This window comes from Microcoleus sp. S13_C3, assembly GCF_036700905.1.
Classification (GTDB): Bacteria; Cyanobacteriota; Cyanobacteriia; order Cyanobacteriales; family Microcoleaceae; genus Microcoleus.
On sequence record NZ_JAUBPT010000005.1, the window covers coordinates 41001 to 57086 of the forward strand.

10 protein-coding genes and 1 pseudogene are annotated in these 16086 nt (G+C 43.5%); all 11 read right to left on the reverse strand.

Annotated features, from left to right (window positions below; genetic code table 11):
* Positions 1 to 1241, reverse strand: a pseudogene (locus tag QUA16_RS02575) (chromosome partitioning protein ParA); the annotation flags it as partial.
* Between the two features lie 54 nt (positions 1242 to 1295).
* Complete coding sequence (locus QUA16_RS02580) at positions 1296 to 5015, reverse strand: tetratricopeptide repeat protein (RefSeq protein WP_333102406.1); 3720 nt, start codon at positions 5013 to 5015, stop codon at positions 1296 to 1298.
* Positions 5016 to 5168: 153 nt separating this feature from the next.
* The gene (locus QUA16_RS02585) at positions 5169 to 8177 is read right to left on the reverse strand and encodes a tetratricopeptide repeat protein (RefSeq protein WP_333181001.1); all 3009 of its coding nucleotides are present in this window, start codon (positions 8175 to 8177) and stop codon (positions 5169 to 5171) included.
* A 165-nt stretch (positions 8178 to 8342) separates the two neighbouring features.
* Positions 8343 to 8987, reverse strand: a complete 645-nt coding sequence (locus QUA16_RS02590) for an SIS domain-containing protein (RefSeq protein ID WP_333102404.1) — start codon at positions 8985 to 8987, stop codon at positions 8343 to 8345.
* Positions 8988 to 8990: 3 nt separating this feature from the next.
* A complete protein-coding gene (locus QUA16_RS02595) occupies positions 8991 to 9470 on the reverse strand; it encodes an NUDIX domain-containing protein (protein WP_333102403.1) in 480 nt (159 codons plus the stop codon).
* Between the two features lie 4 nt (positions 9471 to 9474).
* Positions 9475 to 10470 (reverse strand): SDR family oxidoreductase, encoded by a 996-nt coding sequence (locus tag QUA16_RS02600; protein WP_333102402.1) that lies wholly within the window; start codon positions 10468 to 10470, stop codon positions 9475 to 9477.
* A 73-nt stretch (positions 10471 to 10543) separates the two neighbouring features.
* Positions 10544 to 11722, reverse strand: a complete 1179-nt coding sequence (locus QUA16_RS02605; protein ID WP_333102401.1) for a methyltransferase domain-containing protein — start codon at positions 11720 to 11722, stop codon at positions 10544 to 10546.
* Positions 11723 to 12105: 383 nt separating this feature from the next.
* Positions 12106 to 13182, reverse strand: a complete 1077-nt coding sequence (locus tag QUA16_RS02610; RefSeq protein WP_333102400.1) for a radical SAM protein — start codon at positions 13180 to 13182, stop codon at positions 12106 to 12108.
* Between the two features lie 77 nt (positions 13183 to 13259).
* Positions 13260 to 14075, reverse strand: a complete 816-nt coding sequence (locus QUA16_RS02615) for an AAC(3) family N-acetyltransferase (RefSeq protein ID WP_333102399.1) — start codon at positions 14073 to 14075, stop codon at positions 13260 to 13262.
* Complete coding sequence (locus tag QUA16_RS02620) at positions 14075 to 14782, reverse strand: class I SAM-dependent methyltransferase (protein WP_333102398.1); 708 nt, start codon at positions 14780 to 14782, stop codon at positions 14075 to 14077. The genes QUA16_RS02615 and QUA16_RS02620 overlap by 1 nt, the downstream gene beginning before the upstream one ends.
* 16 nt (positions 14783 to 14798) lie before the next feature.
* Positions 14799 to 16028, reverse strand: a complete 1230-nt coding sequence (locus tag QUA16_RS02625) for an aminotransferase class V-fold PLP-dependent enzyme (RefSeq protein WP_333181002.1) — start codon at positions 16026 to 16028, stop codon at positions 14799 to 14801.
* Between the last annotated feature and the right edge of the window lie 58 nt (positions 16029 to 16086).

Below are 16086 nucleotides of genomic sequence, written 5' to 3' on the forward strand. Positions count from 1 at the left end.
TCGGTTTGATGCAGTTGAGATTGAGATTGTTCTAACATCTCCTCGGTTTGATGCAGTTGAGATTGAGATTGTTCTAACATCTCCTCGGTTTGATGCAGTTGAGATTGAGATTGTTCTAACATCTCCTCGGTTTGATGCAGTTGAGATTGAGATTGTTCTAATAAAGTCTCATTTTGGTTCATTTGAAGGCGCAACTGCTCCAATTCTTCCTGACTTTGATGCAGTTGAGATTGAGATTGTTCTAACACCTCCTCCGTCTGATGCAGTTGAGAGTGAGATTGTTCTAACACCTCATTCATCTGATGCAGTTGAGGATTAATCTGGTCTAGTTCTTCCTGAGTCTGATGCACTTGAGAATGACACTGCTGGCATTCGGATTGTAATGCTTTATTCTCCCTTTCCAGTTTGCGAACATTCACCCAGTCTTGAAAAGCCCAAAATCTGTAAAGTGATGGTTTTATTTGTTCGCGCCAAGATAAATCCGGTGTCTCTTGCGGTTGCCATGCTCTGGCGTCTAGTTCCTGATACATCTCAACCGCTTCTGGAAAATAGTGTTCTATCAAGGTAGGTCTATAACTGTCCAATCCCTGAGAATGCAGTAAGGATGGGTCGTAGAGGGTTGATGCAGGAGCAGTCAAATTAGTATTAAATTTTTGATTTATTGCCTGAATATATAATTCGTTATTTTTGACAATAGTGGAAAGATTAACCAAGAGACAACGGCTGGAATTGCGGTTATGAAAAGTGAGAAGTTTTTTGTTGTAGTGGAGCCAAATTTTTACGGCCAATTCCGGCTGACTTTGAAATAAAGCATCGTGTCGCCGGTAGAGAGAATCAATCACTTCCCAAGGAGAACGATAAATGAGTAAAAAATTAGCTTCGGGCAGCAGTTCAGCCCAAAACTCTAAAAAAAGTGTCGTCCGCGGCTCCTTCCATCCCCAAGTAACACTTAGTGAATTTTGGGAAACAATTTTTTTTGCTTCTTCTACAAAACGATCGTCAACTTCGATATTTTCCTGCAATGTCCAACCATCCTCATCAATTCCTTGCGATCGCAGCACAGATCGGTGAAAATGCCAAAAGTCAAAACTTTCAAAATACCCCTTGCGATTTCCCTCGTCGGGGTACAGCATTACCTTTCTGCCGATATGCAAACCGGCACTTTGCAGCAAGGATGCAACCAAGGAACTTCCTGAACGGTGCATGCTAGCAATTACGAGGATAGAGGATTTTTCAGTCATAGATTTACTCGGTGGTTTAAATTACGCTATGGATTTAGTCACACTGCTTTGATGTTAGTTACCTTTACTGAAATTATCGAGAATTTTAATTAATTTATCGTAAATTTCTCTCCAATCACAGTGAAATTGCCAGTCAACTCCTGGCTTACCAGAGGTATAAGCAGATGAATCATAAACCACAGAATTGGGAGATATAAATATTTGCTGGATCATATTTTCACGCCAATACATTAATTTTATTCCTAGCTCATTCAATAAATTATTTGGGTTAGAATAGCAGACACCTATCTTATTAGCCATATTGATTGGGAGCATAGCCCCCGATCCCAGCGGTGTGATATGTATATCTATAGCATTCACCCAGACGACAGCTTCATAAATTGGACGACCAATTGTACTGTAAGTCTCAATATCAGGAGGGATGAGAGCTAAAATTTGTTTCCTAATCCCTTCTTCCCTTTCGATTACAGCATCCGCTACTGGGTAGTCTATTGCTAAACGATGCCAGCCAGCAAAAACAACTCCCAAGTTAGGAAAATCGGAATGGAGGGTTTTGATAATATTTGCTATTCCTTCTACTTGGGATACCCACACTCTGGTATTGGAGCTGCGAATTTCCAACCACAGCAGCGGAAAATGGTTTTTAGCTTTCTCCACTGTTTGTAGAGAATCAGGAGAACATCTTTTAAGTGCACCACTGTGCATTTTATTCGCTAATTCCTCTTTAAAGAAAAATCCCGTGGCAATGACAGCTACATAATTATTTTCTAAAATATAGTTAAAAATTTCCCAAGGATCGCCAAAATTAACAATATTCTCCGAGGAAATTTCTGGAAATACATCGCCAATGTTGATATGGTCGAAAGGGCCTACTAAAAATTTGTTTACTTTGTGAAGAATTTTATTTTCATACAAGTAATGTATTCCGGTCAATAAATTCCAGAAATCGTGACCCATATTACGTACTGTTCCCAAAACAGAAGCTACCTTTTTGGGTTTGTCGTTGCAAAGATAGGATTTTACCTGTTGCCAATTACTAACTAGCCAAGCTTTAAATCTATTGAACAACAAGACATCGTTATCTCCCAAAGCTCCCCAATCGCGAGTAGTTGAAGGCAAGACAACAATTAATTCTAAGTGAGGAAAATAGATAGACATCTTTCCGCCATGAACGTGACCGCACTTTAAATAAAAAATCTGCTTCCCTACAAACCGATAAACTATTATTGGGATTATACCCTCTATATAAAATGATTGATTCGATCTCAGAACTTCACCGCTAAAAGGACAAATTGAATAAATATAACCTGTTTCTACCAGACTTTGCTGAAAATTTTGTTGTCTACTAAAATTTGCTTCTGCTTCCCAATCTATTCCGATTTCTTTAAGAGTGATTTTGGGGGACTTTTTAGATAGCTCAATTGGTTGAAAAGAGTTAAAGCTATTAATATAAATTTCTTCCAAAGCAATGTCATCTTCTCCTATTAATTTCAGATGAAATAGCGACAACCCAGATTCTTGCAAGAAAATCAGGTCTTGTTCTGACAAGAATCGCATACTAATAATTTTATATTTACTGGTTCTATTGAAATAAGCTTCTACAGATTCCCATTTGATTCGTGTTGGACCATAGGAATCATGCAGGTCTCCCCATTTTGTTTGATTCAAATACGTCCATATATTCTCATAATCCACATCTCTAGGTGGAATATGGGATGCTTTTTTGAAATAGGTTGCAGCTTCCTCCAGCAAGCCTTGTCGTGCTAGAAACATAGATAACTTATAGTAAACTTTAGGGTGAGTGTCAGCGAGATTGAAAGTCTGATGATAACAATTAATGACCTGCTCTAACAGTCCTTTTTTGAGCAGAAGTGTTTCTAACTCTAAATCCTCCTCAGTTTTTTCTGATTGAATCTCTAGATATAAAAATTTATTGTAGCAAGATATCGCTTCATCTACTCGCTCTAGTTGAAGTAAGCTTACCCCTAACCCTTTATAAGCATCTATATTATTTGCATTGCGTTCAATAGCACAACTGTAAGCTGCAATGGCTTCCTCCCACAGAGAGAGTTTTCTCAAGGCTTGGCCTAAATAAGTGTATGTTCCATCAAAAGCGGGGTTGAAATTAATGGCGTAGCGGTAAGCCGCAACTACTTCCTCCCACTTTTCAAGTTGAGTGAGAGCTGTTCCCAATAGTAAGTGCGACCAAAAGTAACTAGGGTTAAATTCTATGCCCCGACGGCAACTGAGGGCCGCTTCTTCCCACTGTTGCTGGCAGGATAGAGCTGTTCCCAAATAGTAGTATGTCATCGCAGAATCAGGCTGTTTTTCAAGAAGTTGGCGATACCAGGTTGTGGCTTCCGCCCAATCTTGTCGTTGATTGATAATTGCCCAAAGATAGCTGTGAACTTCAATGCTCTCGGAGTTGAGTTCCAATGCGCGGAGGTAACAGACAGCGGCTGCATTGAAATCCCCTTGACGGCCGAGGGCTACTCCTAGCTGCCAATGAGACGCAAAGCATTCTGGGTTGAGTTCAATAGCTTGGCGGTAAGAGGCGATCGCTTCTTCTAAATTACCTTTTTTTGCTAAGGCTTCTCCTCGCTGCTGGCAAGACTTGGCATTAGGGAAAAGCTCGATCGCGCGGCCAAAACAGGCGATCGCTTCATCTAGCATCTCATCTTGTTGTATGAGTGTTTCTCCTAACAATTGGTGCAACTCCCAAGTGTTGGGGGCAATATCGACTGCGCGGCGATAACAGTTAATAGCTGCTTCGACATTACCCTGTTTTGCTAAAGTTTTCGCTAAATTTTGGTAAGCTTCGCAGGAGTTTGGATGGAGTGCTGCGGCGTGATGGTAAGTAGTACCTGCTTCTTCCCACTGCTCAATTTGGACGAGCTTATTCCCAAATTGCAACAATACTTCCAAATTATCGGGTTGAATCTGCAAGAAATTGCGGTAAGTTTGCAAATCATCTGGATTTAGTTCAATAGCATGGCGGTAAGAAGATATTGACCGAGCCATGTCCAACTGAGTTCGCTGTTGCAGGGCATCTCCGAGAAGATGATGAATTTTGCTATCATTTGGATTCAATAGAATTGCCTTTTGATAAGCGGCGATCGCTTCATCGAAATTGCCTTGTTTGACTAAACTATGCCCCAACCTCTGATAAGATGCAAAATTAGGGTTGCTCTCAACAGCACAGCGGTAGGCGCGGGCTGCTTCTTCCCACTGTTGCTGTTGTTCTAGAACTACCCCTAAGTTGTAGTAAGAGCCAAAGTTATTTGAGTTTAGTTCAAGAGCGCGACGGAAAGCTGCAAGTGCTTCCTCCCACTGCTCCTGTTGGCTTAAGACATCTCCTAAGTTGGAGTAAGACCCAGAAAAATCAGGGTTCAACTCAATCGCTTTGCGGTAAGAATCTACTGCATCTTCCCACTTTTCTAGTGTTTTTAGGGCATCGCCTAAAGTGTTGTGAGACCAGGAAAAATCCGGGTTCAATTCAATGGCTTTGCGGTACGATGTTATCGCATCATCGAGTTGACCGAGTTTTGTTAGAGCCTCTCCTAAGTTGTGGTGTGCTATTACCAGATCCGGCTTCAATTGAATAACCCTGCGGTAAGCTGCGATCGCTTCTTCTAATTTCCCTTGATAATGATAAATTTCTGCCAGTTCGTAGTGAACTTCGGCGTTGTCCGGGTTCTTAGCAAGGACTGCCAGGTAGCTGCCAATAGTTACCTCTAATTGGTCATGATTTTTTAGTGATTCGCCTTGATTCATGTCCTTAACCTCCCTTTTATAGTTATTGGTCTTTGATTAATTTATTAAAGTTATATGAATAATAAAAAACCTAATAACTCTTTAGTTAAATACTTGTAAAACTTGCGGGTTTCCTGTGAATACTTAAAATTTTCATATTACTTTCAGTTCCAATTAGCCATTCGGTAAAAGATGAGCGTACTTGCCCAAAAAGGCACGTCCTATTCTAGCCCCGCCATAAATTCCATCAGGATCTACCAGTTTGTTGAACTGCTCCTGCAATAGCCGCTCGTATTCTGCGTAGTGAATTGTCCCTTCCAACCGCTCGATAATTTCTAAAACCAAGTCATTGATTTCCTGGGGGGTATTGTCTACTACTTTGACACCTACGGAGGCAAAAAAGTCTATATTTTCACAGACAATATAAGCAGGAGAGAGCATCTCCGCAAAGGTCAGATAGCGCTGCTCCTTCTCATGCCAGTAAAGCTTGGGAATTAAGATATCCTGGCTAAAAGACGATCTAAACTGCAATGATGCCCAGTTTGTCTGAGCGCAAGGGACACCAAAGGTAGGGGGTACGTGAGCAGGTCCAGAACAAGTTCCTATAAAGAACCGACACTTAGCCCACAGAAAAACATCCATCCAATCGCTCTTAGCTTCACTGTGGGCGTAATCGATTACCCCATCGGTTTTTGGTAAAGGTTTCATGTTACGATCGCCCATGCGGATCACCCAACCCCCCCGTGCCACAATCGACTGGATTGCTAGCAAGTATGTGTCAATATGTGCATTGCGTCCAGCACGAGTCGAACCGTTCCACTGTCCATTGCTACAGCCTGTATCTCGAACGTGGAGACTAACAAACCAAGCGTCCTTCGGTACTCCGAGTTCTTCCAGACACCGCCAACCTCGATCGCCATCTGCATCTGACAAAGTAAGCAGGTGCGATCGCCCCTCTGCTTCCCACTGTTTTTGAACCATCATTTGGCCGTAAGACACCGATACAGTTTGCCCGTTAGGTAGAGTTGTTGTACCGAGCGAGTATTTCAGGTACTTCACTAATGGGAACACCATTGTCAACTTTTCCGGAACGGGAAACTCTATTTGGAAATAATCTCGCCAGTAATTCATATAGCAAGGATTAGCTATATTTTCTGCGGGCATCCATAAAATAGTGCGCTGCTGGGGGAGCCAGCCAAGAATGTTCATCTTAAAATAGTAATCCAACAAGGCGGTGTGGCCTATGGCACACCCCCACTCGTAGGTGATAAACCTGATTCCTAACTTATCGAGTTGATAGGCTTTAACCAGCTCATTTTGTATTTCTGTAGCTTTGAGAAGCAGTCTCATAGCCTTGTCGAATCTTCCCGATATATAGAATCCGCGGGCTAGTGACTCTAGGAGCTGTTGCCAGCTCCAACCCTGAGAGCTTGGTTCGGGATCTAGTTTACCTTTCTGCCTGAAGACCTCCTCTAATTTTTTGTAAGACTCATCACGGTTTAGATCGCACTCAATTGCACGGCAGAAACAGGCAGTCGCTTCATCCAGATTGCCTTGTTGCATTAAGGTTTCCCCTAAATTGATGTAACAGTTCCAACTGCGGGGATTGAGTTCTATTGCGCGCCGATAATTGGCGACAGCTTCCTCTAATTTATTTTGTTGAACTAAAACATTTGCTAACTCGAAGTAAACTTCAAAGTTATCGGGTTGAATTTTTAGGAGACTGTAGTAAGCTTCCAGTTGGTCGGGATTGAGTTCAATGATGCGACGGTACCAAGCGATCGTTTCAGCCAAATCAGACTGAGTGCGCTGTCTAATTGCCTCTGTCAGCTTCTGGTGAATACCATGAGCTTCTGGCGCAAGTTCAAGAGCTCGACGGTAAGCTGCAATAGCTTCCTCCCACTTAGAGCATTTCAACAGAGCATCCCCTAAATAACTGTATGTTCCATCAAAAGTTGGGTTAAAATTAATCGCATAGCGGTAAGCTGCAACTACTTCCTCCCATTTTTCAAGTTGAGTGAGAGCGGTTCCCAATAGCAAGTGCAAATAAAAGTAACCTGGGTTTAATTCTATACCCCGACGGCAACTGATGGTCGCTTCTTCCCACAGTTCCTGGCAGGATAGAGCTGTTCCCAAATAATAGTAGGTCACGGCAGAATCCGGTTGTTTCTCAAGAATTAGACGATACCAAGTAGTGGCTTCGGCCCAGTTTTGTCGTTGATTGATAATTGTCCACAAATCGCTATGAACTTCAATGCTATCGGAGTTGAGTTCCAATGCGCGACGGTAACAGCTAATTGCTTCCTCAAAAATTTCCTGGTTTGCTAAAACTAATCCTAATCTATACCAACCATCATAGCTGTGGGGATTTAGCTCTATAGCATGGCGATAATTGATGATAGCTGCCGACCCTTGATTTTGTTTAACTAAAGCATTACCTAAATTTAAGTAACTTTCAAAGTTATGCGGTTGATTATTGAGGAGTTTGTAGCATACTTCTATACTGTCTGAGTTGAGTTCCATAGCTGGGCTGCCGCCAGTGAAGTCTTCAATAATTTTACTTGTTTTTTGTAAAGCCAACTCTAATTTGCAGTGAACCTCCGAGATGTCGGGCTGAATCCGAATAGCACTTTCATAACATACGATTGCTTTTTCTAACTTGCCTCGATCCAAAAAGGTATTGCCTAAGTTGAGATATTCCTGTGCTGTTACTTGTTCTGGCTCCAGAATAAAAGCCTGATACCAAGCCTCACCAGATTCCTGCCACTTACCAAGCTGCGAAAATATCCTAGCCAAGTTTCGGTAAACTCCAGCGAAATTGGGTTGAGATGCTAGCGCTTTTTGGTAAAAGCTAATAGCCTGCTGACACTCTCCTTGCAAAGCATACAAAGTGCCTATATTAGCTAAAGCTTCCGCATAATCAGGCTGAATTTTAATCGCTTTTGTGTACCAATCCCTTGCTGCCTCTACCTTGCCTTTAGCTTGCAATAGATTCCCCATCATCTTACAGGCTTCGGGAAAATCTGGCTGAATATCGAGGGCTTGCTCGCAGGCTGCAACGGCTTCATCTAGTTTTCCTTGGCTAGAGTAAAGTTTTGCCTGTTGGTGAAAATTAACCGCTGCTATCTCCGGATTCTGAGTGTTGTGCATATCTCGCGTTTCGTTACCGTTAATTGATATCAAGTTATTCAAGGGATTGCTAGGTACTTTACTCAACCGCAACGTCGGGTTTCACTAACGTTAAATTCCGCCCTCTTAACCAACATTGAGATTTTACGTTCGCACATGAATACTTAAATCATTCTCCTACAAGCGGATTCGATACCAAGCTGGGGGCTTGCCCCTAATTCATCCCACATCAGTAACCAATCGTTCGCCAGCAGTATCCGTTACTTGCGATTCCGGCAAAGCACCTTTCATTAAGCCGTCCAAGATACAGTGACAAATACATAAATGGGTAATTTCAGCAAATCCGTAGGCCCTTGTAGGAACGTAGAAATTGATGTCCCCTAATTGGCGCAAAGGATTATCAGGCTTGAAAGCTGAGAGGGTAATTACGTAACAGCCTGTTTGATTTCCTTGACGAGCACCTGCCAAGATATTAGCCGACTGTCCGGAACTGCTGATTGCAACAAGAACATCTCCAGGTTGAGCAAAAGTGGCAATTGGCTTGCTGAATACCTGTTCGTAGCCGAAGTCGTTGCTAATGCAAGTGAGGAGGGCACCGTCATTGAAAGCGATAGCCGGAAATCCCCCGTTGCGCCAGTAGTCAATAGCCTGGTGGCTGGCCACCGCTGCGCTGCCGCCGTTGCCAATAAAAATTACCTTTTTTTCTTGCTGAGTTTGCCGATACACCAAAGCAGCAGCCCGATCCACACCTTCAGCAAAGGATAGTTGGGATTGGCGATCGCTCGCCTCAAAGTTTTCGCTGAGGGCTGCTAGCTGGCGGAAATAATCAGAGGCAAATGGCACTTGCGAGCTTAATGATTGCATGGATTATAGATTCGGGAATTTAGAGGTAGGACTGGCTGATAACTTTGTTAGACTTTGCCAAGAGGCAGTTAGTTCCTCCGAGGCGATCGCTTCGACGACTTGTGGCAAAAGGCGCGGTATTTTAGGAACTAGGAGCAACTGAGTCAATTCCTCAAGTGCAAACAATCCTAGTGCTTGACCTTCAGTTAGTTTTAACTGGCTGAGGTCAACTGTCAAGGGTGCAGCAAAAATGTGATTGACGCAAGGGTCGTCTGAGTCGTCCCACCTCAGCAAGAACTTGAACTCCGGGGGTGTCCAGCCTAATTCTTCCTCTATTTCTCGCTTCAGTGCCTCGGCGGGAGTTTCTCCAGCATCTATTAACCCGCCAAACAGTCCCCAGTGGTTGGGGAAAAAGATATCAGGTTTGTGATCTCGCAGTTGCAGCAGCAGGCGAGATCCTTGATAAATAAATACTTTAACTGCTTGAGGGGGCGTTGACTCCATTGATTTAATTTTTCCCTAGGCGCTCAAACCATTCCTTTGTCGCTTCCTGAATCGAATCAGGCGTCCAAACGGGGGCTTCTCGCCACATATTAATATTTGCCAACATCTGCGATACCCCTTCTGGAAACGAAACCTGTGGCTGCCATCCCAGCAGGGTTTTTGCCTTCGTGATGTCTCCCCAAGTACAGTCAGGTTCTCCGGGGCGTTTGGGGATATGAGTGATAGGACCTTCTAACAGTTCTACAAGAGTGAGGACACTTTGAGGCTGACCGGAACAAATGTTAATAATTTCACCCGTCATATCTGATTCAGCAGCTTTTACAAAGGCTTCCACAACATCGCTGACAAAGGTAAAATCTCTGGTTTGGGCGCCATCTCCTACCACGGTGAAGGGTTGTCCGGCTAACTTTTGGGCTAAGAAAACGCCGAAAACTGCACCGTAAGCACCTGTAGTGCGGGAGCGGGGGCCGTAGACGTTAAACAGCCGTAGGGAGAGGGCAGGGAGTTTATAGACTTTCGCCCAGTGCAGCACCAATTGCTCTCCCAAATACTTGGTGAGGGCATAGGGGTGTTCGGGAGAGCAAGGATAGGTTTCCGGGGTGGGATATTGGTCGGGAATACCGTAGCAGGTGGAGGATGCCGTGTAAATGAACCTCTGGATTTGGGCGTGGCGACAGGCATCTAGGAGGGCAAAGGTACTGTGGACGTTGGCGTGGTAATAGTTGCCGGGGTTCTCGATAGAAGGGACTAGATCCGCTAATCCTGCGAGGTGAAATACCCAGTCAATGCCTTCTAGAGTAGAGGGCGTAATGGCTGCTGTGTCTTGTTCTAGGAATTTAAAGGTATTGTAGGTTTTAGCCGTTTCTAAGTTGGCGAGGCGACCTGTAATTAGGCTGTCTAAACCAGTTACGGCATGGCCCAGAGCAAGGAGGCGATCGCACAGGTGACTGCCTATGAAGCCGGCGGCACCGGTGACTAAACAGTGTTTAGGGGTAGTCAATGTTTCTCTCCAGTTAGAGTATGAACTTGGTGTCTTTCTAAATTGCTATCTACACCTACTTCAGAAATTTCAATTAAACTGATTTAGTGAAGCAAATGTAGTGCTGAGGCGTTCCCCACAATTCTCGCACCCACTTTGTCTCGTGATATGCAGAAAGCAATTCCTCTAATCGAGCGGATTTTATCGCCTTATACAAATTATTCATCTCTAAATTTAACTGTTGTAGCCTTATATCTTTACTTTCGCTAAGGTATTCGTTCAGCGAATCAGGGTATACAATTGATTCCACAGAAGAATCTATTGTATAGTCGGCCAGCTTCGCTACTAGCGCAACAACGGAATTAATAACTTCACAAGGTGCCGACTGCCATTCACAATCGGAGGGAGATAACCCAGTTAAGAAAAATGGAAAAACGCTCGCCCAATTTTTGAGAAGTTGTGAGTGACGACTTTGTGTGTCCAGAACATTCTTGTACCAATTAAAGTGATTCATCGAACCCCATTGAGGCGAAGAGGAATAAAATTCACAGCCTGCCCTTTCTAGGATTGAAAGAATTTCTGGGTAGCTCCAATGATACGCTGAACTTAAAAACGGGCATACCATTGTATCTTTCCACCAAACTTCAAAAGGTCGCGAAGCATTGAGCTGCGCGAAATCTTCTCCATAGAAACGTTTGGCAAGATTGAGGGCTTCGTCGCTGTGAACATCATTAATACCTTGTAATTGATAGGCACGCCATAGAACCATTCGCCTTACCATTTCGAGGAAAAGGCTGCATCGATCACCGAAAGCTACGACTGCAAACCCGCCTGGATTAAGAAGTTTGCTGATTTTTAGCAACAATGAGTCGCGATTGGGCAGCGTGTACAAAAAGCCTTCTGCAAGGACAATATCGTAACGTGTCTCGGACTCAAAGGAATCTATACCGGTTTGCACTAATTCCACAATCCGTTCCTGAAGACCAAAGTGCTGGAAAAGCGCTTTCAGTCGGGGGAAGACTTGATCGTTTGGCTCCACCAAGGTGAGGTTCGCACCAACAGAAGCTAGAACCAAGGCATTTTCCCCTGAATTACAGCCAAACTCAAGAACTGAACAACATTTCAACAAAGAAAGCGGAATTCCTAAATGCCTTTGGTAAAGGTTATGACGCTTAGCAAAGTGCGAATCCCAATCTGATGTCGTGCCGAGTGGGATCGGCACAGGATTAAATTTATTTTCCTGGTAGTATTGCAATAGGGATTTGACTGTCATGTTTTTCTCCTAAATGTAGGTAGGGGGTGTTTATTTCATTAGTCAGAATACGCAATGCTTTGTTGTTCCGCCTTAAACACCCCCTTTATTCTTAGTCCGGGTCAGCGGACGAAAGTTTGTGTAGTTTGACCTCTTACTCGCACGGAGATAGCATCTGAGAGTAAGAGGTCAAAAGCGATTTCAATATCCGAGTGATAAAAGGGGTAAAAAACCCGGATTGGGTATCAGAGCATCAGGGAGCAAGATTTTGAAACTAGGATATTTTAATATTATTAATATAAAGCCTATTTAATAATTAAATAGGCTTTATATTAATGCTGAGAGGCACAGACATAGTGGATAGCTTATAATCAACTGCTGACAGCGCATAGCCTTATGGCAGCCTAATTGACAGTTTGATCGGAAAAATCAATGGCATCACCCTTTAGCTCAGATGTATGACCGCCAAGCAATCCACATCTCCATGCAGACAGCCGATCAAGCCTGTTGTAGTAGGTCATTCCAGGGGCGCGACGGATCAACAGGTTGTCCACCATCTCCTCCTCGTATTGATAATTAGCCCAAACATTGCAGTTTTTGCAAAAGGGAACTTTGTCGTACTGACCTGTTTCGTGATAGTGGCGGACATTCTGAAATTTCTCGCCGTGCCACACGCCCTTTACGCCCTCTTTAAAAACGTTACCCAAGTTTGTCTCCCCAAAACCGTCGAGGCAGCACACTGAAACATTGCCATTGTGGTGAACGGCCATCGTGTGGTAAAGCGACTGACAGGGGACTCGCTTTTCGGGGATAGGTATATTATTTTGCCACCTACCTCCTTCATAGAATTCATTGACGCGGACGACATCAACGTATTGCGACCAGTATGCAACGAACTCATCTTTTTCGTGCAGGTTTTCTTTTTCAATCACAAAGGAGACTCCAATGCGGGGATAAGTTGCCTCTCCCCTAACACGGAGCATCGTAAAGACAGCGTTGTGAATTTTGTCTAATCTATCAACTCCCCGAACTTTCTCCAAAGTTTCCTTCGTTGTAGCATCAATGCTAATAAACACAGAATCGAGTTTGATATCAACGAAAAATTGGGCAATGTCTTCGGTCAATAACAGCCCATTCGTGTTCATTGCGACAGCTATTCCGCGCTCTTTCATGGCGGTCATGTGTTCGCGGAAGTTTTTGGATAACAAGGGTTCGCTCCAGAGGATAGGCTGAATTAAAGGTTTCGCCTCCATCACCTCATCTAAAATTTTGCGTGCATCCTCAACCGACATATAACCCCTAATGGCTTTGATTGCCTCGTTGTCATCAGGGCCGTGAACGATGCACTTAGGACATTTGAGGTTACAGTACCCCTCTTGCAAGTCCATTAACATCCTTGGGGGTAAGTGGGGCACGGGCAAAGCATTGCCAAGTTTTTCATCTCGATTGAGGAGATTGGCTCTATCGGCTGTTGCTGTCATGGTTTCTCCTTATTAGTTAGTAACTGGCTTAAATCCAACACTCTATAATTGCTTTTTGAAAAAGAAAGCAATTTAACTTAAACGAGCGGCCCTCCCAGAAGCACATCTCTGCACCTCAAACAAGTATCCGAACACGGAGTTAACTCACGATGAGAACTGATAACTTTGACCATATGTTCTATAAAAGGTTCCAAAGGCGTTGATAGAATTCTGCAATCTCCCACATAAGTTTCGGAAAATAGTTCTCTGCAGCAATATGGGATCAGCTTATCAAAGCCTTTAGCACATCCAGCAGCCCTCACTCGTTTGACTTCACCGTTCCTATCAGTTGCCCATCGGATAAAAGGGCGACGACCAGCGCGTTCCTCTGCAATATGAATGGCTGTGCAAGAGGAAAGACCCACACCCATTAGCAGCAATTGTCCGTCCAGGTTTGCCAATCTCTCAAGCGGCAAGTTTGTTGTTTCCCAAGAATGATTTTCAACTAATTGCTCTGCCATAGAACCCCAAGCTACCCATGAATGCCACGCATGAGCGCTGCGCCGCGACAGGGGAAGGCTGACAAACTTCCGGCTGATAATTCCCATTTTAGGTTCTATACCAGCCGATTCTACAATAAAAGGTTTTAACGGTTTTGTCCAACCTTCATAAAATGAGTAGTCGCAGCCATTTTGCTCTGGTCGGTCGTGGGGGGGAGGAGGCGCGTTGGAATCCCAGCAAAAAGCTGGTACTAAAATTGTCTCAAAGCTATTAATCATTTCTGTTACTACGGTATCTACACCGCCAATTACATTACCAAAACTTCGGAGGGATGAATGAACGACAACCCGTTTGCCTATCAGACCTAATCGTTCAAACCCTGCCCGGATGTCGGCTCCCGTTACAGATGTCATCACGCGACCTCTTTCTTCGGGTGAACGCACAAGGCAATTAGATAGTGCGCCATAGGCAAAAACCCAGTATGCACTACTTCATCGTTCATGCCAAACATAAATACATTGTGGAAGAAGCGCTGGCAAAATGCGCGCATTACCTCGCCACTTTTGCAGTTGATGTGACCCTCCTTTGAGTGTGGTGACGCATATTGTTGAGATTCTAAAGATGGTGCTCCCAATACCAGTACACCATGCTCTGATAGACTGGCAACGACATGAGCCATGAACTTTTCTTCTTGCAAAGGATCTATATGTTCTATCACATCCAGAGAAAAAACTCCGTCAAAGTTTTCCTCAAGTGGGCCCTCAATGATGTCGTGACCTCTGAATTCTATATTTTTCGCCTGAGCTGTTAATCGACTCAAACAACTTTCTATGTGCGGTTTGTAGAAATCAGTTGCGACTAGGTGACCCACCGATTGGGCTACCACCATTGAACCCAACCCTTCCTGACAACCGATTTCCAAGACTTTACCAGAGCCTTGCAGCATTTTTGCTACAAACTTATATCTAGCAAATAGAAAACCAATTCGTTTTGGGTCAGAAATTAAATGATGAGTGTTGTAGGGTCCAAGCAATAAGCCATCGCCAGACTGCTCAACCTCAAGTCCACTGTAAACTTCTTTTGCTCGTTGCGATGCACCAGTTCCAAAAAACTCATCCATATTCAATATCTCCTAATTACACTGAGTAAACTTGTTCAACTTTGATGATAGCAGCTAATATATCTTCCAGCTCTTTCATACCATAATTTTCATTTAAAAGAATGTTGAAAGAGTTTTGACGGGTAACAACCGCATTCGGACAGTCAAATCTATCTGCTAAATACGGCTGTACCCAAGGCCACTCCCTCACAACATACATATAATCTGGGTTAAGGCTCACACCTTCGCTTTCAATAGCTTGTGCAAATTCCTTTTTTGAACACGATATTTTTGTTATATCAGCAAATACAGGATAAAAAAATGGAGAATCATCACTAGATATACTTGAGGGAAAGCAAACTTTTGAGTGTTTTTTTATAGCTTCGTTCAATTTGTGCAAAAAAGTAATTCTTTTTTTGATTGTGTTATCTAATTTTTCCAAGGATTTTAATCCGATGGCGCAGGAAACTTCATCAAGATTTAAGTTTAATGCTGGAAACAAAAAGGTTGTGGGGTCTTTTTCATTAAAATCCGGCCTTTCAAAGGGCTTCCCTCTATCTGCAAAAGCTCGAACTAGATTGTAAAGCTGTTGAGAGCGAGTAAAAATCACACCCCCGCACCCGCCTGTTGCGTGAGCTTTTCGATACATGGTTGAAAAGGCGGCAATATCTCCGAAGGTGCCGACTTTTTTCCCGTTCAGCTTGGCTCCATGCGCTTGCGAGCAATCTTCAACAAGATATATCCCTTTTTCTTTTGCAATTTGAGCGATCGCATCTACCGGAGCAGCTTGACCAGCAGCGTGTACCACAACAACAGCCCTTGTTTTGTCACTGATTCGCTGTTCAAACTGTTCTGCTCCCATGTTATAAGAGTTAGGGCTGGAGTCAGCTAGTACGGGGACTAACTGATTGAGGATAATTGCGCTTATTGTGCCGGGATCTGTAATGGGCGAAACAATTACATGACTGCCAGGTGGCAACTGCAAAGCTGCGATCGCCACAAATAATGCTGCTGTTCCAGTGCTTACAGCATCAGCAAACCCATCTACTTCCAGATAGCGAACAAAGGCTTCTGTGTACAGCTTTTCGTACGTATCCTGATATCCAAAATCAATATTTCTCGCTTTGTAATGTTCGACTACCTCCTCTATTATCTGGAGAACTTCATCTCCCACAGCATTGCGGGCTGGCATAGGTTCTAAACGAATTTTTGTTCCCCCGTAAATAGCTAAAGAATCTTTTTCTAATTTTTTGTGCTGCATTTTCATGAATATTCACTTGCCTCTGCTTTTTGCTCCTTATCCTGCTAGCTAAATAACAAAAATA

What these genes read in the sequence shown, in the direction of transcription:
- QUA16_RS02580 (WP_333102406.1), bottom strand. Translation starts at nt 5,015, where the DNA reads ATGAATCAAGGCGAATCACTAAAAAATCATGACCAATTAGAGGTAACT.
- QUA16_RS02590 (WP_333102404.1), bottom strand. Translation starts at nt 8,987, where the DNA reads ATGCAATCATTAAGCTCGCAAGTGCCATTTGCCTCTGATTATTTCCGC.
- QUA16_RS02595 (WP_333102403.1), bottom strand. Translation starts at nt 9,470, where the DNA reads ATGGAGTCAACGCCCCCTCAAGCAGTTAAAGTATTTATTTATCAAGGA.
- QUA16_RS02605 (WP_333102401.1), bottom strand. Translation starts at nt 11,722, where the DNA reads ATGACAGTCAAATCCCTATTGCAATACTACCAGGAAAATAAATTTAAT.
- QUA16_RS02610 (WP_333102400.1), bottom strand. Translation starts at nt 13,182, where the DNA reads ATGACAGCAACAGCCGATAGAGCCAATCTCCTCAATCGAGATGAAAAA.
- QUA16_RS02615 (WP_333102399.1), bottom strand. Translation starts at nt 14,075, where the DNA reads ATGACATCTGTAACGGGAGCCGACATCCGGGCAGGGTTTGAACGATTA.
- QUA16_RS02620 (WP_333102398.1), bottom strand. Translation starts at nt 14,782, where the DNA reads ATGGATGAGTTTTTTGGAACTGGTGCATCGCAACGAGCAAAAGAAGTT.
- QUA16_RS02625 (WP_333181002.1), bottom strand. Translation starts at nt 16,028, where the DNA reads ATGAAAATGCAGCACAAAAAATTAGAAAAAGATTCTTTAGCTATTTAC.